The sequence below is a fragment of the Streptomyces doebereineriae genome (assembly GCF_031845645.1).
GTDB classification, from domain to species: Bacteria; Actinomycetota; Actinomycetes; order Streptomycetales; family Streptomycetaceae; genus Streptomyces; species Streptomyces canus.
The window spans coordinates 102,482-123,229 of the sequence record NZ_JAVREZ010000026.1; the positions used below are offsets into that span (position 1 = coordinate 102,482).

Here is a 20,748-nt window from a genome sequence, read left to right on the forward strand (position 1 = left end):
GCGGCCGGGGATCGGCGCGGCTTGCCGGTGTTGCGCGCCGGGCGGGGCCGCCGCGCCAGGGCCGCCGACGATGTGGTCGGCCGAGCACACCGAGCAGGGACCCTGCTCGAGGGTGGGGCCTGAACTGGCGTCCGTGCTACGGGCCCACCCCCACCCGGCTCCGGGCAGACTGGTTGCCGGTGCAGCTTCGTACCGTCTACCCTCGTGCCATGGGTTCCCTGTGATCGGTATGTGTGATCCGCGAAGGCGCGGGACGTCGAGCCTGGCTCCGTCACCGCGCCCCGCCGTGCACTCCTGAGGAAACAACCGCACCGCGATGCTTCGCCGTGCGGTCTTCCCACCGAACGGATCCGCTCCCGACGGTCTTCTGTGTGCGCGGCGACCTCACTCAACCCAGTGACGATCAGGAGGACTCCTGCGTGTCGACAGCGCAACTCGCCCTACATGACATCACCAAGCGTTACCAGGACCACGTCGTACTCGACCGGATCGGCGTCACGATCAAGCCGGGCGAGAAGGTCGGAGTCATCGGGGACAACGGATCCGGCAAGTCCACGCTGATCAAGCTCATCGCCGGGCAGGAACGGCCCGACAATGGTGCACTCACGGTGGTCGCGCCCGGTGGAGTGGGCTATCTGGCCCAGACACTGGAGCTGCCGCCGGACGCCTCGGTCCAGGGCGTCGTCGATCTCGCCCTGGCCGACCTGCGGAATCTGGAGGAGGGCATGCGCCGGGTCGAGGCCGAGTTGGCCGAACGGCCGCAGCAGGAAGAGCAGGATGCCGAACTCGCCACCCTCCTGGAGGAGTACGCAGTGCTGGTCGACCGGTACCAGGCCCGGGGCGGCTACGAGGCCGACTCCCGGGTGGAGATCGCGCTGCACGGACTCGGGCTGCCCGGGCTGGACCGCGGCCGGCGCCTGGGCACTCTGTCCGGCGGCGAGCGGTCGCGCCTCGCCCTGGCCGCGACTCTGGCCTCGGAACCTGAACTGCTGCTGCTGGACGAGCCGACCAACGACCTGGACGACCGGGCCGTGGGCTGGCTCGAGGAACACCTGCGGAGGCACAAGGGCACCGTCGTCGCAGTCACCCACGACCGGCTGTTTCTCGACCGGCTCACCACCACGATCCTGGAGGTCGACTCCGGTACGGTGGCCCGCTACGGCAACGGCTACGAGGGCTATCTGGCGGCCAAGGCGGCGGAACGCCAGCGTCGGCTGCTGGAGTACGAGCAGTGGCGCGCCGAACTGGACCGCAGTCGCGAGCTGATCACGTCCAACGTGGCACGGCTGGACAACATCCCGCGCAAGCTTCCCTTCGCCGTCTTCGGCGCCGGGCAGTTCCGGATGCGCGGGCGGGGCCATGGTGCGATGGTGCGGATCCGCAACGCCAAGGAACGGGTCGCGCGGCTGACTGAGAACCCCGTCGCGCCGCCGCCCGAGCCGCTCACCTTCACCGCGGAGATCACCACCGAGGCCGCGCAATCGGAGGAGCCGGTGGCCGAGCTCACCGACGTACGGGTGGGCGACCGGCTCGGCATCGACTCCCTGTGCCTCTGGCCCGGTGAACGGCTGCTGATCACCGGCCCCAACGGGGCCGGCAAGACAACGCTGCTGCGAGTACTCTCCGGGGAGCTGACACCCGACAGCGGATCGGTGCGGGTGTCGGGCCGGGTGGGGCATCTGAGGCAGGAACAGGCGCCATGGCCGCTGGGGATGACGGTGCTTCAGGCGTTCAGCAGTGGACGGGTCGGCGACGTCGACGAGCACATCGAGGCGCTGCTTTCGCTCGGGCTGTTCAGCCCGGACGATCTGCGGCAGCGGGTGGAGGACCTGTCGTACGGGCAGCGGCGCCGCATCGAACTGGCCCGGCTGGTAACCGAGCCAGTGGACCTTCTGCTGCTGGACGAGCCCACCAACCACCTCTCGCCCGCGCTCGTCGAAGAACTGGAGGAGGCGCTGACCGGCTATCAGGGCACGGTGGTCGTCGTCACCCACGACCGGCGCATGCGGTCCCGCTTCAACGGCGCCCACCTGACGCTGCATGACGGGCACATGGCTGAGTTCCCCGCCGCTTGATCGCTGGGCGCGCGCGGTACCGACGGAGGGACGGCCGACGGGGTCCGTCCCCCCGTCCGATCAGAGGCGAACGGGTAGGCGTTTCGGGACACCGAGCGGCTGTTCCCGCCTTTCAACCTGCCCTCGCACATCGGCGAGCACGAGGTGTGACGCAGCGCACCTTCATCGACCGATGACTCCGTTGGTGCCCCTCGGTCATACCAGCGACAACACCGAAGCAACACAACGGACAGACAGGATGGCTGACATGACCGCCACCGTGAAGGGCCCGTCCAGCTACTTCCCTTCCATCGAGAAGAAGTACGGTCGCCCGATCGCGGAGTGGAAGGACCTCATCCACTCCTCGCCTCTGACCAAGCACATGGAGCTCGTGAACTGGCTCAAGGCCGAGCACGGGCTGGGCCACGGTCACGCCAATGCACTCGTCGCACACACCCTCGCCGAGCAGTCCGGAAACTGAGCTGCCACGCACGGAAGCACATTGCATGGGGTGGTCCGAGCGACGTACCGCTGGGCGGAGAGCTAGGGGTACCTCCCGCTCTGCCTCCCGAACCGATTCACCAACGCTGCTGCTTGAAGTGATCGGAACCGTTGCGCTGGGCGTTGGGCCAACGTGCTGCGGTAGGTGTTGCGCTGGATGTTGCGCGAGCCTCCACAGCACTTCGGGATTCGCCCAGGTCACCCCGCGCGTGTGGCGTGGTCGGGTCGCGGACATCCCCGTTGCGACCCCCTTCGTCCATGCCCTGGCAGGAGTTGAGGAGTGGGAGGGGGGGAGGGGCGGGGCAGACGCTGCCGGTGCGTCGGTCGGGGACGGGCGGATCCTGCGGCTCGCCCTGGAGGACGTCCTGGACCTGGTCGTGCCCGAGACGGCTGCACGAGGTAGTGGCCGGCGGCCCGGCCGATTCGTGGCCGGGGGCCGGTGGTTTGGAGGCGCAGTTCCGCTGCTTCACCGGGTCCCGGCTATGAGGCGCGGTTCCCGGGAGGGTGGTAGTTACACCGTTTGCCCGGTGCGATGTCCTGATCCGGGACATGGCTGTGGGCTCCGGATACATCCGGAGCCCACAGCCATGTCGCTGATGGGTGGTGGTTACCAGCGATACCAGCGGCCCTTGCGGCCGCCCGTGTCGGCGGAGCGCATGACGAAGCCCAGCAGCCACACGACCAGCACGATGACCGCGAGCCACCACAGTGCCTTCAGCGCGAAACCCGCGCCGAAGAGGATCAGAGCCAGCAGAAGAACGACAAGCAGGGGAACCATAGTTATCAACCTCCGTCGCTCCTTGTGCCCGGTGAATGCAAGAACACGCGGTCGATTTCCCTGGTTTCTCCACTGCTCATGCGGGCACTGGACTCAGTTTCTCCACGATGTTCACCTCACCGTCGGACCGAGTTGAACGCGTGGCCGACGGTACCGGCGGTAGCGACACGTTCGACGCCTTCCACCGGCGCACGACCGACGAACCCGCGGGTCTGCTACGGGCGGGCCACCCGATCGGCGCAGCCTGGCCGGAGGGCGGGGCACTAGCACGGTCGGCCCCGGGGCGTGTTCTTCCTGCCGCGCGCTGGGCTTGGCGGGACGGTGCCGCAGTCATCCCCGAGTCGGCTGCGGCACCCGTCCTGGCTGCACTTTGGTCGCTTCGGGTCCAGATCAGGATCGCGACGAAGGCGGGGTGTCGGCCACCAGTCTGCATTTCCCCGAACGGAGAATCCGGTTGCCCGGACTGCCGGTCCGTCCGCAGACTCGCGATCATGATGTCTCACGCACGTGGTCTGGCCCTGGAACGCTTCCGGTGGATTGGCGGCCATGCCGACGTCTGGCAGATCTTCCGCGATCCCGGGGCGCTCGCCGCGGTGGTCGGCGGCCTGGCCGGGCCGTTCCGGGACGACGGCGTCACAGCCGTCTGCGGCATCGAGTCGCGGGGATTCCTGCTCGGCGCGGCGGTGGCCGTCGAGCTCGGCGTCGGCTTCGTCGCAGTACGCAAGGGCGAGGGAATCTTTCCGGGGGAGAAGCTCACCCGGCGCAGCGACCCCGACTACCGGGGCACTCGCCAGGAGTTGCGTCTGCAGCGGGCGGCGGTGGGTCCCGGGGAGCGGGTGCTGCTGGTCGACGACTGGATCGAGACGGGCAGCCAGGCGTCGGCCGTGCGGTCGATGATCAAGCAGTGCGGCGGCCACTGGGCCGGCTGCACCGTCATTGTCGACCAGACCACCCCGGCCCGCCGCGCCGACCTGGGCGTCCGCAGCATCATTACCGCCGCCGAACTCCCGGCTCGGGAGGGGTAGTCCTCACACGTGTCCGCCTGGCAGGTTGGTCAGCTGAACTCTCACCCCCCCTTGGAGAGCAGCGTGGACCCGACCGCCACCGGCGAACCCGTCATCGTGCAGGAGGACACCCAGCTCCGCGTTGGCATCGACCTTCGTAGCGCAGGAGGTCAAGTTCTCGGCCAAGGGCCGGACGGCAAGTCCGTGGGACTGACCGTAGATCTCGTCAACGACGCCTGCGACGGCCCGGAGTTGGCGTTCCCGCCGCGATCTGGAGGGTCGAGGCCCTCGCCGCGACCTACGCCGGAGACGTCGGCATCACCTAACGCCCGGGACCGCCGCCCCAACGGCGTCCTGGAACCGTTCAAGGCATACCTCGACGCCCGCTTCACTGAGACACAGGGCCAGGTCAGCGGCACCCGCCTGTTCCAGGAGATTCACGAACGCGGTTACCGCGGCAGCCGTCAGGTGGTCCCGTGCTGACCAGATGCTCAGCGCCGCCGAGCGGACGGCCCGCGAGGAGTGCTGCTCCGGGCTGCTGATTGTGCCGCGCTGCACTGACCTCATTCTCAGAGTCCGTTCGGCGCCAACGGGCTGGCAGTGGGATCCCCATCGCCCGCCGGCTCAGCGTAGGACGGCAGTTCGCGCATCCGGCGCAGCGGCGACAGGAAAACGGGCAGGAAGGTGAGTGACTGGCCGACCGCCCCCGCCAGCAGCGTGGCGCGGACGCCGATCGTGGAGCCGAGCAGGCCGCCCATCAGTGCACCGAAGGGCATCGTGCCCCAGACCAGGAACCGCATCGTCGCGTTCATCCGGCCGAGCAGCCCGGGCGGGCACAGCGCCTGCCGGAAGCTGACCTGGTTGATGTTGTAGACCACGATGCCCATCCACATGGCGATCTGCGCGACCGCGAGCAGGCCCAGCGTCCAGTCGCGCTGTACGAACGGTGTGACCAGTGCGCACGGTCCGGCGACCGCGATCGCCATCCAGATGGCCGGGCCCTGGCCGACCTTCGCCGCGAACCGTCCGGCCACCAGTGCACCGATCAGGCCACCCACCGCCGCGGTCGAGGTGAGCAGGCCGATGACGCCCGGAGAGAGCCGCAGTTCGCGGGCGAGCAGCACGTAGAAGACGGCGGAGATCACCGAACCGAAGAGGTTGGCCGAGCTGGTACACATGGCGATGGCGCGGAGTATCCGGTTACCGAGCACGAACCGCAGACCGTCGCGGATCTCCCGCAGCAGGTTGGGGTCGGGGCTGCGCTCGGGGCGCGGCGGCCGAACCTCGATCCGCGTCACGCACACTGCCGACCACAGGAAGCTCACCGCGTCGACAAGTACCGCGTAGGGCGCGGTGAGCGCCTGGATCAGCGCGCCGCCGAGGCTCGGGCCCGCGATCTGACTGAGCGACTCGCTGGCCTGGAGCTTCGCGTTGCCCTCCACCAGCAGCTCCCGGTCGATCAGCTGGGGCAGGTAGAACTGGTAGGCGACGTCGAAGAAGACCGTGCTGACCCCGGTGGCGAGCGCGATCACGTACAACTGCTCGATCGTCAGCACCCCCAGGAGCTGAGCCACCGGTACCCAGGCCAGCAGGGCAGCCCGAACCAGGTCGTTGACGATCAGCACCCAGCGGAACCGCATCCGCTCCACCCACGCGCCGGCCGGCAAGCCCACTGCCACGAACGCCGCGGTCTCGCACGCCACCAGAACCCCGACCTGCCAGGTACTGGCGTGCAGCACCAGGATGGCGACGAGAGGAAGCGCCAACTGGCTGACCATTGTCCCGAACTGGCTGACCGTCTCACCGAGCCACAGTCGACGGAAGTCGGCATGCCACCACAGTCCGCCACGACGGGCGGGGCGGCCGGGCGAGGGCTCGGTAACAGTCATGGGAAACTACCGTGGAAGAGTGATTGGGTTTTGTCAATCACTTGTCCTGCCCGGCCCGTCAGTAGGCTACCGACCATGACTGAACGTCGGCCGGCGACCGACGCGGAGGCGAAGGCACTCGCCTCCGCGCTCCGCCTCCGCATCCTGCGCATTTGCCTCGGCGAGGCGCACACCAACAAGGAAATCGCGACGATCCTTGGCTGTGCTCCCGCCAGCGTGCTGCACCACATCAGGACGCTCGTACGCACCGGTTTTCTGGAGGCCCAGGAGGAGCGACGCGGTGCGCGCGGCGCACGGGAGATTCCCTATCTGGCGACGCGGAAGTCCTGGCAACTCGATGCGCCCGCGCAGGACCGGTCAATGCTCGACGCGTTCCTGGAGGAGCTGGCGTTGGCGCCCGCGGCCGAGGTCGACAGCACCCGGCTCGGGCTGCGCCTGCCGTCGGCGGAGATGGAGGAGTTCCAGACTCGGCTCCGCGCCCTGATCGAGGAGTTCGCCGCCCGCCCGGACGACCCGACCGCGCCCGCCTGGTCGCTCTTCATGGTGGTGCACCCCGACCCGAACCGGCCCTGACGATCGGACCCGGCCCGGGGTGTCGGCGAACGGCAGGCGGCAGCAGCACCCCATGCGGGACATAAGCAGGCGGACGCCGTGCTTGAGAACGGCACGAATGACTTTTGAGGATCAGCGAGCAGCCCGCCTCCATGAAACGCGGCGGCAGGCCTATGCGCGGTATTTGGAAGCAGCCGGGGCTGCGCTGCTGCTACGCCGCACGGGGGAGGGGAAGCCAGGCGACAGGCCAGGACTGCACCGCCGCGCTGGGCGCCGTGCTGCTCGAGGGACCGGACTAGAGGTGCGTGCCAGACGTCAGTTGGCCGACTTGGCGAGTGGCCGCGACCTCGCCGGCAACTCCGGCCACTTGTACTGACGGCTGGGGTGCTGGGAGAACGGCTGGAGGCGCACGCAGACGGACTGCTGCGACGATACGGCTGACCGGCACTCGTCTGATACCGACCCGAGGAGACGTGCGCATTGGCCGCCGTGGTGCTCGTTCATGGCCTGTATCACCGTCCCGAACACTTCGCGCGGGTGGCAGAACGCTTGCGGACCGCAGGAACCGAGGTCGTCGTTCCCGAGCTCCACCGGGGCTCATTGCCCGCTGACACAGCAGCAGTCCAGGCGGTCATCGACTCGCTACCGGAACCTCCGATTGTGCTCGGTCACTCCTACGGCGGGTCAGTGATCACTGGGCTGCGCGGGGTGGGACACCTGGTCTATCTGGCGGCCTTCGTGCCGGATGTCGGCGAGAGCGCGGCCTCTCTGGGTGGCGCGTCCCCGCAGCTCCAGGACGCGATCAACCCTGAGCCCGACGGCTCGACCAGCCTGCAACCCAACAGGGCTGCCGACACACTCTACGGTGACTGTCCCGAACCTCTCGCCGCCTGGGCGGTTGGCCTGCTGCGCGCGCAAGCCCCCGGTTGCGGACGAGGCATCCCAGAGCGTCACAGCTGGAAGCACGCTCTCTCCACCTACGTCGTCTGCGCGCAGGACCGGGCCATCACCCCGGTCCTGCAGTGGAAGATGGCCTCGCGCTGCACCGACGTGCGCGAATGGCAGACGGGCCACTCCCCGTTCATAGGGCAGCCCGATCTCATCGTCGAACTTCTGCAGGAACTGCTCGCCGATTCTTCGCGCCAGCCCGATGGATGAAGGGGTCACCACCGGTCGTTGGTGTCGCAGGTACAGGCAGCTGCGCGATCAGGCGGTGCTCTACACAGCGGCCGACGTCCGCTACTGCCTCGCCCAGTCCGCCCCTGGACGCCAGTCCTTTCGCACCATCCGGCCGCAGGAAGGGAAGTGCGGACCCGGCGCGTGGAGCGGCCCCATGACCGCCGGATGCCCGGTCTCACACCTCGCACCGCCCAGTGCGCCGCTTGTGCCAGGCCCGTTTGCGGCACCGGGGAGCAGTACGTTGCCGAGACGGGACGGCCGACCCCGACCGTCCAGGACGCTCCGCACTCCGGGCAGTTGGCCGTCACGCCGGACTGAACCGCCTCGGGTCCTCGCCCCCGACCGCCCCGAGCCGCACCCCACCCCGTCGAGCCATTCAAAACGGTGAGCAAGCTCAAGCCCATACGCGTCCGGATGCAGCCGCACAACACCATCCGCCTCGCCCCCGCCGCCTTGCGCTGAAGCCGTGTGACCTGGCCTCTTCACACCACGGCGAGGCTTCATTCCTGCGGCCCGAATGTCGGCAGCCGTCGCCCTCACAGAGCCGGAGATCCGGCTCGCTCTCGCGCAGCCAGCAAGACAAGCACAGCCCGCTCTTACCGGTAGTCGTCCCAGGCGTCGGTGAGGGCCACGGCCAGGCGGACGGTGATGCCAGTTAAACCATGATCTTGGACAGCAGAGGACCCCGGCCATGTGACGGCCGGGGTCTCTCTGCGTCGTGCAGGTGTCGGCTCAGCCGCAGCAGTCGCAGCCGGGGCGGCGGCCGCAGGCGTCTGTCTCCCCGCTGGCGGCCGGAACCCCCACGGTGGGTCGGTGTCCGGACCCGGTCAGGAGTTCCGATTCCACCACTTCTTCCGCGATGCTCTCCACTCAGGTCCAGGCGTCGACCGAGAAGCTGCCGCCCGCGGGGCCCCGGACAACCGTGGCGGTCAGTTCCCTCACGCGGTCGGCAGGTATCGGAACGCCCGGGGCCTGGAAGATCCATTCCATCGTCTTGTCCAAGCTCACGTCCTTGGGCACTTCCCCGTAGTAGGCCTTGCCGTAGACGGGCGTGCCTGGTTCGCTGCGCCAGCTGTCGGCGAGCGTGCCGATGTCCACCGCGTCGTAGCCGAGGATGTCGAGCAACTCCACGACCTCCGCCTTGGCGGCGGCATCGTCGCCGGCGATTGGCATGGCACTGCGGTCCGGCGCACCCGAGGGGCGGGCAAGGCTGAACAGCTGGCTGGAGACGATGTTGCTGGCCGCCTTGACCACACGGGAGTCGGTCAGGTGGCGCTGCACCAACTCGCTGGTCGTCAGCTCGTTCGCGTCCAGCTCTGCGATGCGGCCGTCGCGCTCCGGGTAATAGTTCAGCGTGTCGATCACGATCTTGCCCGCCAGCGGCTCTGCCGGGACCTTCTCGTAGGCGCCCAGCGGGATGGACACCACCACCAGGTCCCCGGCCTCGGCGGCCTCGGCGGGAGTGGCCGCCCGGGCGCGGGGGCCGAGTTCGGCGACGAGATCGGCGAGGGACTCGGGGCCGCGGGAGTTGCTCAGGACGACGTCCAGGCCGGCGGCGACAGCAAGGCGGGCCAGGATGCCGCCGACGTTGCCACTGCCGATGAAGCCGAGTGTCTTGCTCATGGTGCTCTGTTCTCCAATGGGATGAGGAAATGCCGGACCGGCCACAGCCACGAACCGTAACCGGACCGGCTGGTCATGTTGGCTACCGTACCACCTAACCGGACCGTCCGGTCATGTTGCGTAGAGTGGACCCATGAACACTGAAGAAGAAGCTGCTGCAGCGCCGCCCGCGCGACGGATGAGAGCCGACGCGGTGCGGACGCGCAAGGCGCTGTTGAAGGCTGCCGCGGAGGTGTTCGCCGAGCACGGCGCGGACGCGTCCATCGCGCAGATCGCGGCACGAGCCGGTATCGGGAAGGGAACCGTCTTCCGGCATTTCCCCACCAAGGAGGACCTGTTCGCCGCGATCATCAGCGAGGCAATCGACGGGCTGGTGGCAGTGGGCCGCCGGCAGGCCGAGCAGGCCGACGCCGACGCCGCCCTGCTGCAGTTCATGAGCGCGGGCGTCGATCTCTACGCAAACAACCGGGCGCTCGCGGAGGCCCTGCGTATGGTGTCGGATGTTCGGCACCCGGAGATCCAGGCCGGACAGGAGCAGCTGATCGCCACAGCCGAGTCACTGGCGCGGCGGGCGCAACGCGACGGCTCACTCCGTGCGGAGGTGAACGGGCAGGACGTGATGCTGCTGATCTGCGGCGTGTACTACACCGCCGCACCCCTGCTGGCCGCCGATCCGTCGGCCTGGCGGCGCTACCTGCGGCTCACCTTCGACGGCATGTGCGCCACCGGCACCGGGCCCCTACCCCCGGCACTCGTCCACAACTCCTTGCTGCCGACGGTCCGGTAGTGGCGACGGTGATGCTCCCCGAGGCCGGTCCTCGCAGGGCGTCACCGACCGAGGGGATATGGCGCAGCTTCTCACTGCTGCGAGTCCTGCGACAGAACGGCAGGACAAGCCGGGCCTCGGCAGGGCAGGGGGGCAGAGCTGGGAGTGCCGTGGTCGGCACTGTGCCGGGGCGGGGTGTTGGCGGCGCAGGTGAGCCGGCCGGCAATGCGTCGGCGCTGTGTCCGTCTCCGGTTTCGGATCCGGGCCGGCGCACAGGATCCGTGCGGTGCCGTTGGCGTACGGGAGGCCGGGCAGGTGGCCTGCTCGGTGCTCGCGAGCGGCACGGCCCGCTGCACCCCGCCCGTCCTGGCTCCGCAACCCCGGTGCCCGGGCAGAGGGGTTCCTTCGATGAAGCGGTCCCCCGTGGAGACGTGGCGCGTGTGGCCGGGCGTGCGCACGCCATGGGGCGCGGCGCCCGGAGGGCTTGTTACGCACTTTCGGGTGACGGGACGGCAAGCACGGGGGTGGCGTATGCCGGCGGTCACGGGTGGGGGAGCAAGGCGCGTACCGGTCGGTGATCTGGCGTGGCGTCAACATGGTGCGTACGTCGCGTAAATGGACGATGCATCCAAGAGTCACAGCAATATGGACGAACAGTAACGGACCGCCCGTATCACGTTCACAATCTGCACAGCACGGCCATGGTGTGGATGTGCGGCCGACCGGCCGCCACCCGCACCCCGCACCAGCCCGTTTGGCCCGCCCCGCTGCCAGGGGCCGGGAACGAGGCGGGTGCTCGTACAAGCCTGGGGGCTTCGTGTCTTCTTCCACAGTGACCGCCCGTCGTCTGTCCGCCGCCGCGCTGTCGGCCGCCGCGATCGTCGGGGCGGTGGCGCTGCCGGCGTCGGCGGCCGACCACGCCCGGCCCGACCGGACGAAGGTGGAGATCAGCGCGGTCCAGTACGACTCACCCGGCCGGGACGACCGCTCGCGGCGCTCACTGAACAAGGAGTGGGTGGAGCTCACCAACACCTCGCGGCGCACCGTCAACCTCGACGGCTGGACTCTGAAGAACGAGGACGGCGACACCTACACCTTCGACCACTACCGCCTCGAGGGCCGTGCCACGGTCCGTATCCACACCGGCAGGGGCCACGACACCGACAGCGACCTCTACATGGACCGCCACAACGAGGTGTGGGACAACTACTCCGACACCGCCACCCTGCGCAACGACCACGACCGCTTCGTTGACGACGAATCCTGGGGCCGCCACCACCGCGGCCACGGCGGCCACCACCACGGCGGTGGCCACCACCACTGACCCCCCGGGCATCCGCCGCACCAGGTGATGCCCGCAGGGTGAGGCGACAGCGCCCCGGCCGGCTTGCCCGGTCGGGGCCGTCCGCCGTGCAGCCTGCCACCGCTCTGGTCAGGGCTCGGACGGACGGATGCGCGCGGGGACTCCGTGCCGCCGCCAGACGGACTTCACCGGGGTGGACTACGCATCGTGTCTCGGGTGCGGACCGACCAGGCCGGCGCTGACCGAGGTCAGCACGCGATCCGGTCGTGGCAGCTGGTCAGGACGGAGGTGTCGTCCAGGGCGTCGGCCAGAGCGGCGCCGGTGAGGGATGCTACGTCGACCGCCATGAGGAAGATGACGACCCGCGAGTGCAGCGGTACAGCGTCCCACCGGCGGCGCGCCCGCGACGGGGACGCCTGACGGATCGTCCGCGCCCGCGACGGGAACGCTTGACGGATCGTGCCCCCTGATGCCGGGCGGCGCACGCGGAGTCGGCCGGCGTGCGCACTGTTCGCGGGGCACGGGCCGCCGTCAGGGTGCCCGGCGTCCCGACCGTGCCGGGTCGCTGTGCGGATGTCGCGGGCCGCCTCGGCCCGGACACCGGCACCGCAGATCGTGCAGAGGTACGCGGCCATGGCGCCCCCCGGGAGACGGCGGGGCCGGTGTAGCGGCCGGCCGCAGTGCGCACGGCCGGGGTGATCAGGACGCCGCTGTCCGCGTCAGCGTCGTCGCCGTCGGGCCGCAGGAGAGCACTCTGTGCCCGCCGGGGTGTCGGCCACGGCGGCATGCAGGGGAGCGTCCTGCGAAAAGCAACAGGCAGGGCCCGGTCCGCAGGATCACGCCGGATGCCGACGCCGTGCTCTGCCGGGGCCGATGGATGCGGGCCGGCGTTATTCGGTTGCCGCGCCCCGTGTCCGACCCTCACCATGGGCGAGCCACCGGGAGCTGCCCGGTGCTCCACGAGAGGAGGCACGACCGTGACCACGACTGTCCTCGGCCTGCCCGCAGACCGCCTCTCTCTTACCTCATGGAGCACCTCCAGCGATGTCTCACGACGATCTCTCGCAGCACCCTCAGTACCCCGCGTTTCCTGACGCCTTCAGCGCCGGCGCCCGCCGCCGCGTCCCGCCGCCGGACGGCCTGGGCGACATCGACGACCGGTTCGTCTTCGACTTCCGTGCCTACGACGACCTCGCCGACGGCCAGCGCTGGTCGACCTGGCTCGGCGTCGAACCCCTGTGCCGAGGCCCCGAGCCGCTCCCCGACTGGGTGGTGACCTCGCAGGGCGCGATCGACACCGAGCTCGGCGTCCTCAAGACCGGCAAGGAGGCCGACGTCCATCTCGTCGAGCGCGCCGACCCGCTCGACCCCGCCGGAGGCGTGGTCATGGCGGCCAAGCGGTACCGCTCTCCCGAGCACCGGTCCTTCCACCGCTCCGCCGCCTACACCGAGGGCCGTTCGATGAAGCGCTCACGTGACGAGCGGGCTCTCAAGCGCAAGAGCACCTTCGGCCGGCAGGTCGCGGCCGGCGAGTGGGCGGTGTCCGAGTGGGGTGCGCTGGTGCGGCTCTGGAATCTCGGGCTGCCGGTTCCCTACCCGGTCCAGATCGACGGCACCGAGATCCTGATGGAGTGGATCACCGTCGTCGACGAGGACGGCGCCGCAGCGACCGCACCCCGGCTCGCCCAGACCCGGCCCTCACCCGAACTGCTGGCGGCCTACTTCGGGCAGCTGACCGATGCGCTCGCGACAATGGTGCAGAGCGGCCTGGTGCACGGCGACCTCTCGGCGTACAACATCCTGGCGGCGGGCGAGCGGCTGGTCATCATCGACCTGCCGCAGATCGTCGATCTGGTCGGCAACCTCAACGGGATGGACTTCCTCCAACGGGACTGCGCCAACATCTGCGGCTGGTTCCGCTCGCGGGGCCTTGAGGCCGATGAGCACGCGCTGTTCGCGGAGCTGATGGCGCACGCCTTCTGAACCGGGAGGGCCGGCTAGTGCTGTGACCGCATAGGTTCGCCGGGTTGGGCGGTGACGGTTGGATGCGGGTGATGTCCGATCTGACCGCACAGGGTGCGGTAGCCGCTCCTCTCCGTGTACGCAGACTGCCCGACCAGGAAGGCCACGCTGCATCAGATCGTGGGCCGGGACGGAGGGTCAAGCAACGCGCCTTGGTCAGCTTGACGGTTCCGGGCCTGTCAGTCGGTCGGCGGGTCCCGGAAAACGGGGTTGTCCGGGCGGTAAGGCACCTCCAGCGCCACCGATACGACACAGTCGTATTCGGGCGCCGTATCGACGTAGCGCACGATGTGCTCCAGCGAACTGTCCCGCGGAGCGGAACACAGTCCCCGGGCCACGGCCTGTCGGCGCGCGGCGAGCCTGGCCGGACGGCGGGCCCGCAGCCATGCTTGGCGGCCAGGTCCGTCGGGCACGCCCAGCCCGAGTCCGACGGGGAATCGACAGATTGCGTACACGATGAGATCGCCTCGCCCGACAGCGGCGTAGTGCAGTCGGCGGCCGGCCGGGGAGCTCGCGGTGAGGTCATGGGGACGGCCGCAGTGTGGACAGGGGCCGTCATCGAGGACGACGGCCCCTGGGTCGGCGTCCAGCATCTGCCCGAGGAGGAGCCGCAGCCCCGCGCGGATCATGAGGAGGCGCTCTCCTTCAGGGCCCGCCGTCTCCGCTGCAAGGCGGGCTCGTTCCTCGGGGGTGAGCCTTTCGCGCAAGGCTCGACGGTCTTCCGGCGACAGCGTCGACAGCACGAACGTGCGCAGTGCGAGGGGGTCGAGCTCCCCGTCGCGCTGCGTGGGGTCGAGACCGAGCGGCGGCGCGGGCAGCGGAGTCCGCTGCGCACCCCAGCCGCCGTCGGGATTTGTCGCAGGCACGATGGGAAACGACGCAGGCAGGGGAGTGATGTTCGGCTCCAAGGGTTCTTCCATCAGGTCTGTCACTCCCTCCGTCGGCCCTGCGCCCATGCTAGTGCCGTGACCGGGAAGGTTCGCCGGGTTGGCGTGGTCAGGCCGCCGTGGTGAGGGGGCGCCCGCCCCAACGAATGCCTTTCTCGCTGCGGATGCGGGCACGTTCACGGCGTTGGGCGGCCAGGACGTCAGGGTGTCGGGCGTTGGTGTTGCGCCAGCGCAGATATCGGTGCAGTTCGCGGGTCTGGACGGTGTGATTCGGATGGTGGGAGTTAGCCAGGGTGAACTGCCGCAGCGGGCCGAAGTGGGCTTCGATCGGGTTGGCCCAGGACGCATTCTCGGGGTGAAGCACAACTCGATCTTGTTCTTCCGGACCCACCGGCGGATCTTGCTGCCTTGTGGGCGGAGAGGTTGTCCAGGATCACGTAGATCGGGGCGCCGTCCGGGCGCGCGGCCCGGATGGACTTCAGCGCGGCCAGGGACTGGGCGGCGCCCTTGTGACGGCGGTTGTCGCCCCACAAGGTGTCGTCGCCGACCGCGTACAGCCGTGGAAGTACGTGACCCCGTGGGTGCGGTGATAGGTCGCCGGCACCCGTTGCGGGCGACCCCGCTCGGCCCAGCAGGACCCGCCGGTCGGGCGGATCCCGAGTGGCCCGAACTCGTCGAACGCGAAGACCCGGTTGGGGAAGCGTGCGAGGACGAGCTCGATCCGGTCGAGCTTGACGTCGCGCTCGGGATCGGTGGATTCTTTCCAGGTCTTGGTGCGCTGGAAGGTGATCCCGCGGCGGGCCAGCAGACAGCGCAGGGCCTCCCGGCCGATGCGGATGCCCTGCCCGTGCACCTTGCGCAGGTAGGCGGCGAGCTTGCGGATCGACCAGCGAGTGAAGGGCTGGTCGAGCTTGCGTGGGCGGGTCTTGGCCGTCTGGACGACGAAGTTCTCGTCATCAGGACTGAGTTGGCGGGGACGGCCGCCCGCCCACCGGGGGGTCCAGACAGGCCAGACCGATTTGGTTGAAGCGGTGGATGACGCCGCGGACGGTGCCCTGGTCAGCCTGAACGAGCCTCGCGATGACCGGGACGCTGTTGCCGCCCGCCGATGCCAGCAGCGTCATCGCCCTGCGGAACCGCACCGTGCTGGAATTGCCCCGCCGCACGATCCGCTGCAGAGTCTGCCCCTCCTGTTCGGACGGCCTGCGCACCCTGACCGGCTCTGCCATCAGATCTCCCCGTGCTGATCGGACATGTCACCGCAGACGGCCGACGTGAGGCCACCTTGCACCAACCCGGTGTTCGATCCCGGTCACACCAGGAGCACGGCAGAAGCATGACGCAGTTCACAAAGAAAGGGTGACAGGGCGTTGTCGCGGGCCGCTGAGACTGTCGAGGGCATGACGATCACAGATGAGGACTGCCTCCCCGAGACCCTGGGGTTCAACGAGCAATTTGAGGCTGCCGCCGCGAGCCGTCCAGCTCGCGGGCAGGCGCCGAGCGCCGCCACGCTGGCGCTCCTGCGGCGCAACCGGCTCGGCGGCGACACGCCACCGGTAAGACTGCCGCACGGCCAAGACCGCGTCGTTGAGGGCGCAGTGAAGGTACGGGTCTTCGTGCCGGACCAAGTCGACGGCGTGTACCTGCACATCCACGGAGGCGGTTGGGCGTTCGGGTCCGCGGACGGACAGGACGAGCGGCTTTGGCGGCTCGCCGAGCAGACACGGCTGGCCGTGGTGAGCGTGGACTACCGCCTCGCGCCGGAACACCCGTTCCCCGCCGGGCCCGACGACTGCGAAGCGGCTGCCCGGTGGCTGGTGAAACACGCCGCGGCCGAGTTCGGTACCGACCGGCTGCTGATCGGCGGTGAATCGGCCGGTGCTCACCTCAGCGTCGTGACCCTGCTGCGCCTTCGCGACCGGCACGGCATCACCGGCGCGTTCCGGGCAGCTCACCTGCTCTTCGGCCCCTACGACCTGTCGATGACACCAAGCCAGCGGAGGTTTGGCCCCCGACAGCTGCTGAGCAATACCGACACGCTTCGGGGCGGCTATGAGCTGTTCACACCGGGGATGGGGGAAGAGCAGCGCCGTAGCCCGGAGGTCTCGCCCCTGTTTGCGGACCTGGCCGGGTTGCCGCCCGCCCGGATCGTCGTCGGTACCGAAGATCCTCTGCTGGACGACTCGCTGTTCCTGGCCGCGCGGTGGCAGGCGGCGGGTGCGCCTGTGCAGCTCGGCGTCGTCGCCGGCGCGATGCACGGCTTCACTCTGTTCCCCCTGACCATCACCGAGCGGGAACTACGGCGAGAGCGGGGCTTCCTGGCCTCCGCGTGACGGTAGCGTCGGCGGCATGAACCGCACTGACCGGCTGTATGCACTGGTGGAAGAGTTGCGCGCGGCGGCGCCGCGGCCGCTGACGGTCGCGGCGCTCGCCACGCGGTTCGAGGTCAGCACACGCACGGTACAGCGCGACCTTCAGACACTGATGCAGACCGGTGTCCCGGTGCGCTCCATACTCGGGCGAGGCGGCGGCTGGTCGATCGACCCGGAGATGACCCTGCCCCCGATCCACCTCAGTGCCGATGAAGCCTCGGCACTGACCGCGGCGCTCGCCGCGGCCGACGCGTCCACCCCGTACGCCGGTGCGGCCCGCACGGCGGCTCAGAAGATCGTGGCCTCGATGGCCGGCCCCGCCTCGGCGGCGGCCCAAGAACTCGCCGCACGGATCGTTACCCTGCCGACGCACGGCGACTCCGCGATCCGTACCGCGGTGGAGCACGCCCTCGCCAACAACATGGTGCTGCGGCTGTCCTACACCGACGCGGCAGGACACGAAAGCAACCGCGTCGTGGAACCGGCCGGACTGCTCACCGCCGACGGCCGCTGGTACCTCATCGCCTGGTGCCGCACACGCCGGGCTGGCCGGGGCTTCCGGCTGGACCGGATCGCAGCAGCGGCTCCAACCGGCGAACAGGCACAACCCCATAACCTGACCGAACTACTACTCGGCTCGGCCGCCGCCGGCGCAGTACAACCCACCGCACTGGCCCCACTCACACCCTCACGATGAGAATCCGAAGCCACCAACCCGGCGAACCTTCCCGGTCACGGCACTAGTAGGACTCCGTTAGGTCTGTCTTGATCTTGGCGTCGTGTGTGTCCTGGCGGGCAGGGGTTGGTGACAGGTGGTGCAGATGCCGGTCCAGCACCTCAGGACGTCCTGGAGGGTGTCAAGGACTTGGTAGAGGGTGAGACCGGTCCGGGGACTTTTGGGGCCAGGCGCTGTTCGGTGAGGAAGGCGTGGGCGGCGGTCACGAGGGTGACGTGGTGGTGCCAGCCGGGCCAGGAACGGCCCTCGAAGTGGTCAAGTCCCAGGCCGTGCTTGAGTTCGCGGTAGTCGTGCTCGATGCGCCAGCGGACCTTGGCCAGACGCATCAGGTCGGCGATCGGGGTGTCGTCCGGCAGGTTGGACAGCCAGTAGTCGGTCGGCGCTTCGGCATCGGCGGCCCACTCGATCAGCAGCCAACAGTCGGGCAGGATCCCGTCCCACCACCCCTGTTCAGCTGAGGCCGCAGCCCTGATGGGACGCTCGACGGCCTTGCCCGCGGGCCGCACACGCACGGCGGCGAAGCGGGAGCGTAACTCCCCTCTCGACCCGAGCCGCCAGGTGACAGAGGTGAACGCCTCCTGCCCAATGCCGGCGGCAAGGGCTGCCACCGAGGGCGCGGGGTGCCGGTAGCGGGGCTGGGGCCAGCAGCCGGTATCCCCGTTGCGGGCCGGGGCCTCGGGCTCGGCGTCGAAGGGGTGGGCGCTCACGTCCGAACGGACGGCCAGGACGTAGGCGAGTTGGCGATCGGCAAGGGCGGCCCGCAGGTGCGCATTGGTGCCGTAGGCGGCATCGGCCACCACGACCGGTGGGCTCATGCCCCAGCCTGCCAGTGTGTCGAGCATGTCCAGGGCCAGGCGCCACTTCTCGCGGTGCGTGACCTCGGGCGGGACGCGGGTGAGGGTCCGGCGGCCGGTGTCCGCAGCCCATTCCCGGGGCAGGAACAGCCGCCACTGCAGCGGGCAGGAGGCAGTATCGCTCGCGGCGTGGACGCTGACCGCGACCTGGCAGTTCGCCCGTTTCCCCAGAGCCCCGCAGTACTGCGGGGCCACCCCGGCCGACATCCTCCCGTCCTTGGGCATCGACACGTCGTCGATCACCCACGCCGCCGGACCGATCAGCGGCAGCATCCGTTCGCAGATCCGCCGCTGCACCGGCACCGGATCCCAGGTCGACTGGTTAACGAACTGCTGCAGGTTCTGCTCGTTGCCGTCCGGCAGCCGCGCGGCCATTGCCTGGATCGACTTACGGCGGCCGTCAAGCATCAGTCCCCGCAGATAGCAGTCGCTCTTGGCCCGCTGGTCCTTGCGCGGCACCGACGCGAACACATCCGCCACGTAGAACGCCAACGCCGCCCGTACACGGTTCACTTCATGTGCGTCCACACACCCAACATGCTCCCGAACAGGCCCGACAGAAAGACCTAACGGAGTCCTACTAGGGTCCCTGATGTGAGTGACTACTACGACCTGTTCCTGACGGTGGACCTGCCGCCGGATCTGCCAGATCCGGTACTTCTGGAACTGAGGTGGCTCCTGGGACAGGCGGACATGCCGACAGAGGTGAAGTCGACCGACTGGGAGTCATGGGGCAGCCCCTGGCAGGCCTTCGGCGGTGGCTCAGCGAGCCACTCGTTCGGCGGGGCCGATGTCTCCCTGCTGGTCCGTGCCACGGACAGGCCGAACTCGGACGGCAGCGCAGCGTGGGCCCTGACCGTCCGGACGTGCGTCCATGAGGACGACTTCGGGGTGACGATGGACGTCGTTGGGTGGCTTCTTCAACACGCGACCACGCAAGGGTGGGTCGGGTTCGTCCGTGACTCCGGCCTGGGCCAGGTCCAACATCTCGTGCGCCATGAGGATGGCTTCGATCTTGTCGATGTCCGCCCAGCCGGCCAGCCAAGGCGTGTTCCCTGGTCATCGCCTTGGACCTCTACGGCATGACCAGGGCCCTTCGCCAGAAACATCACCCGACGGTGGATCAGGGTGCCTCCCGAGCTCGTGAACAAAGCCGGCAAGGAGGACGATGAACAGCGAAACCCCCTGGGTGACTTCGGCCGGCGGACCTTTGATCCTCATTCCCCAGTCTGTTTGTCACCACTGGGGCGGCGCCCCGCGCACCTACCCCGATGACGAAGGCGACTACGGACGCGCCTGCGAGGTCGACGGCTACGTGGGACTCATCGACGTCGGAGGCGCACAGGCGCTCGTCCTGGGTGACATGCCGGCCCGCACCACGTTCCTTCGCCAGCACAACGTCCTGGTCAGGGAGATCGCCGGCGATGAAGACGATGCGAGCCTCCTCGCCCTCGTCGTCGATCTGCTCCCTCGCGTGGAATGGGAATCGGGCCCCACCTGGACCATCGATGAGCCTGTCGTCCTCTTCGACTCGGTCTACGAATCCACCGAGATCGCCACAGAGGAACACTTGCGCATCGACCTGCCAACGGGCGAGTACTTGATCGAGGCGGGATACATCGAAGTCCCCGGTGAGTACCTCATCCTCGTGCGCCTCCTCAGCGTCCGGTTGCCACCCTCAGCCGGTCGAGATGGACAGCCCGTCGCATCCAACGCTCGGGGAGACGTCCAGTGCTGACCTACGAAGACATGACCGCGTGGGCCGGAACCGAGCACGTCACCCGAGCTGACCCTGCCGAGCTGGCGCATCCCCGAGTGCCAGAAGGCCCTGCATCGGGAACCGTCCTCTATCAGCTCTCCCGGAACCATCACCGCGACCTCGTGCCAGGTCTGCAATGGGCTTTCGGCGTCGAGCCGGATACCGGAAAGGTCCACTACGTCTTGCCCGACGGGGAAGCCTGGTTCGCCAACTCCTCCATCGACCTCTGGCTGCAGACACTGCACCACTACGGCCGACGAGTGAGCCAGTCTCCGATCCTCAACGACCCGGACGAGCATGAGGACGAAGCCCTGGCCGAACTCAGCGAGCCTGCGGACGAGCTCAAGGCGATCGACCCGCCCGCCTTCGAGGGCTACATCGGCTTCATCTGGGCCGAGTTCCTCGATCGCTGGCTCTGGTGAGGGGCGGCGTTGCAGATGACGCGGAACCACAGTGGAAGTCGCGGCTC

The 20,748-nt window shown here is 69.0% G+C and carries 18 protein-coding genes and 1 pseudogene; 13 read left to right on the forward strand and 6 right to left on the reverse strand.

What is annotated here, in order from left to right; all coding sequences use genetic code 11:
• Positions 1 to 419: 419 nt before the first annotated feature.
• Positions 420 to 2,075 (forward strand): ABC-F type ribosomal protection protein Car(A), encoded by a 1,656-nt coding sequence (gene car(A), locus RNB18_RS45075; protein ID WP_311719945.1) that lies wholly within the window; start codon positions 420 to 422, stop codon positions 2,073 to 2,075.
• A 247-nt stretch (positions 2,076 to 2,322) separates the two neighbouring features.
• Positions 2,323 to 2,535 carry a DUF4287 domain-containing protein gene (locus RNB18_RS45080; protein WP_311719946.1) on the forward strand — a complete coding sequence of 71 codons (213 nt, stop codon included), beginning with the start codon at positions 2,323 to 2,325 and terminating at the stop codon, positions 2,533 to 2,535.
• Positions 2,536 to 3,162: 627 nt separating this feature from the next.
• On the opposite strand, the gene RNB18_RS45085 is transcribed toward RNB18_RS45080, so the two are convergent.
• Positions 3,163 to 3,333: a hypothetical protein gene (locus RNB18_RS45085; protein WP_020121623.1), complete on the reverse strand. Its 171-nt coding sequence runs from the start codon at positions 3,331 to 3,333 to the stop codon at positions 3,163 to 3,165.
• A 491-nt stretch (positions 3,334 to 3,824) separates the two neighbouring features.
• Here RNB18_RS45085 and RNB18_RS45090 point away from each other — a divergent pair, with 491 nt between their 5' ends.
• Positions 3,825 to 4,358, forward strand: a complete 534-nt coding sequence (locus RNB18_RS45090; RefSeq protein ID WP_311719947.1) for a phosphoribosyltransferase family protein — start codon at positions 3,825 to 3,827, stop codon at positions 4,356 to 4,358.
• A gap of 63 nt (positions 4,359 to 4,421) precedes the next feature.
• The gene (locus RNB18_RS45095) at positions 4,422 to 4,820 is read left to right on the forward strand and encodes a hypothetical protein (RefSeq protein WP_311719948.1); all 399 of its coding nucleotides are present in this window, start codon (positions 4,422 to 4,424) and stop codon (positions 4,818 to 4,820) included.
• Between the two features lie 86 nt (positions 4,821 to 4,906).
• On the opposite strand, the gene RNB18_RS45100 is transcribed toward RNB18_RS45095, so the two are convergent.
• Positions 4,907 to 6,226 carry an MFS transporter gene (locus RNB18_RS45100; protein ID WP_311719949.1) on the reverse strand — a complete coding sequence of 440 codons (1,320 nt, stop codon included), beginning with the start codon at positions 6,224 to 6,226 and terminating at the stop codon, positions 4,907 to 4,909.
• A gap of 75 nt (positions 6,227 to 6,301) precedes the next feature.
• On the opposite strand from RNB18_RS45100, the gene RNB18_RS45105 reads away from it, so the two are divergent.
• Complete coding sequence (locus RNB18_RS45105) at positions 6,302 to 6,799, forward strand: ArsR/SmtB family transcription factor (RefSeq protein WP_311719950.1); 498 nt, start codon at positions 6,302 to 6,304, stop codon at positions 6,797 to 6,799.
• Positions 6,800 to 7,258: 459 nt separating this feature from the next.
• On the forward strand, positions 7,259 to 7,936 hold the full coding sequence (locus RNB18_RS45110) for an alpha/beta hydrolase (protein WP_311719951.1): 678 nt from the start codon (positions 7,259 to 7,261) through the stop codon (positions 7,934 to 7,936).
• An 891-nt stretch (positions 7,937 to 8,827) separates the two neighbouring features.
• Here the strand turns inward: RNB18_RS45110 and RNB18_RS45115 are convergent.
• Entirely contained in the window at positions 8,828 to 9,580 is a 753-nt protein-coding gene (locus RNB18_RS45115) for an NADPH-dependent F420 reductase (RefSeq protein ID WP_311719952.1), read from the reverse strand.
• A gap of 133 nt (positions 9,581 to 9,713) precedes the next feature.
• Between RNB18_RS45115 and RNB18_RS45120 the strand changes: the two genes are divergently transcribed.
• The 3 genes from RNB18_RS45120 (at position 9,714) to RNB18_RS45130 (ending at position 13,632) form a co-directional block, all read left to right on the forward strand.
• Entirely contained in the window at positions 9,714 to 10,367 is a 654-nt protein-coding gene (locus tag RNB18_RS45120) for a TetR/AcrR family transcriptional regulator (RefSeq protein WP_311719953.1), read from the forward strand.
• A 796-nt stretch (positions 10,368 to 11,163) separates the two neighbouring features.
• Entirely contained in the window at positions 11,164 to 11,670 is a 507-nt protein-coding gene (locus tag RNB18_RS45125; protein WP_311719954.1) for a lamin tail domain-containing protein, read from the forward strand.
• Between the two features lie 1,023 nt (positions 11,671 to 12,693).
• Positions 12,694 to 13,632, forward strand: a complete 939-nt coding sequence (locus RNB18_RS45130) for a serine protein kinase RIO (RefSeq protein ID WP_311719955.1) — start codon at positions 12,694 to 12,696, stop codon at positions 13,630 to 13,632.
• A 218-nt stretch (positions 13,633 to 13,850) separates the two neighbouring features.
• Here RNB18_RS45130 and RNB18_RS45135 read toward each other — a convergent pair whose 3' ends face one another.
• Both RNB18_RS45135 and RNB18_RS45140 read right to left on the reverse strand, forming a co-directional pair.
• Positions 13,851 to 14,591: a hypothetical protein gene (locus RNB18_RS45135; RefSeq protein ID WP_311719956.1), complete on the reverse strand. Its 741-nt coding sequence runs from the start codon at positions 14,589 to 14,591 to the stop codon at positions 13,851 to 13,853.
• A gap of 76 nt (positions 14,592 to 14,667) precedes the next feature.
• Positions 14,668 to 15,787: pseudogene (locus tag RNB18_RS45140) on the reverse strand (IS630 family transposase).
• Between the two features lie 141 nt (positions 15,788 to 15,928).
• On the opposite strand from RNB18_RS45140, the gene RNB18_RS45145 reads away from it, so the two are divergent.
• Both RNB18_RS45145 and RNB18_RS45150 read left to right on the forward strand, forming a co-directional pair.
• Positions 15,929 to 16,891, forward strand: coding sequence for an alpha/beta hydrolase (locus RNB18_RS45145; protein ID WP_311719957.1), 963 nt, complete (start codon positions 15,929 to 15,931; stop codon positions 16,889 to 16,891).
• A 16-nt stretch (positions 16,892 to 16,907) separates the two neighbouring features.
• Positions 16,908 to 17,627, forward strand: a complete 720-nt coding sequence (locus tag RNB18_RS45150; RefSeq protein WP_311719958.1) for a helix-turn-helix transcriptional regulator — start codon at positions 16,908 to 16,910, stop codon at positions 17,625 to 17,627.
• A gap of 140 nt (positions 17,628 to 17,767) precedes the next feature.
• Here the strand turns inward: RNB18_RS45150 and RNB18_RS45155 are convergent, their stop codons facing one another.
• Positions 17,768 to 19,048: an IS701 family transposase gene (locus tag RNB18_RS45155; protein WP_311719959.1), complete on the reverse strand. Its 1,281-nt coding sequence runs from the start codon at positions 19,046 to 19,048 to the stop codon at positions 17,768 to 17,770.
• Between the two features lie 640 nt (positions 19,049 to 19,688).
• On the opposite strand from RNB18_RS45155, the gene RNB18_RS45160 reads away from it, so the two are divergent.
• Complete coding sequence (locus tag RNB18_RS45160) at positions 19,689 to 20,258, forward strand: Imm21 family immunity protein (RefSeq protein ID WP_311719960.1); 570 nt, start codon at positions 19,689 to 19,691, stop codon at positions 20,256 to 20,258.
• A complete protein-coding gene (locus RNB18_RS45165; protein ID WP_311719961.1) occupies positions 20,252 to 20,701 on the forward strand; it encodes an SUKH-4 family immunity protein in 450 nt (149 codons plus the stop codon). Before RNB18_RS45160 ends, RNB18_RS45165 begins: the two co-directional genes overlap by 7 nt.
• Positions 20,702 to 20,748: the final 47 nt, after the last annotated feature.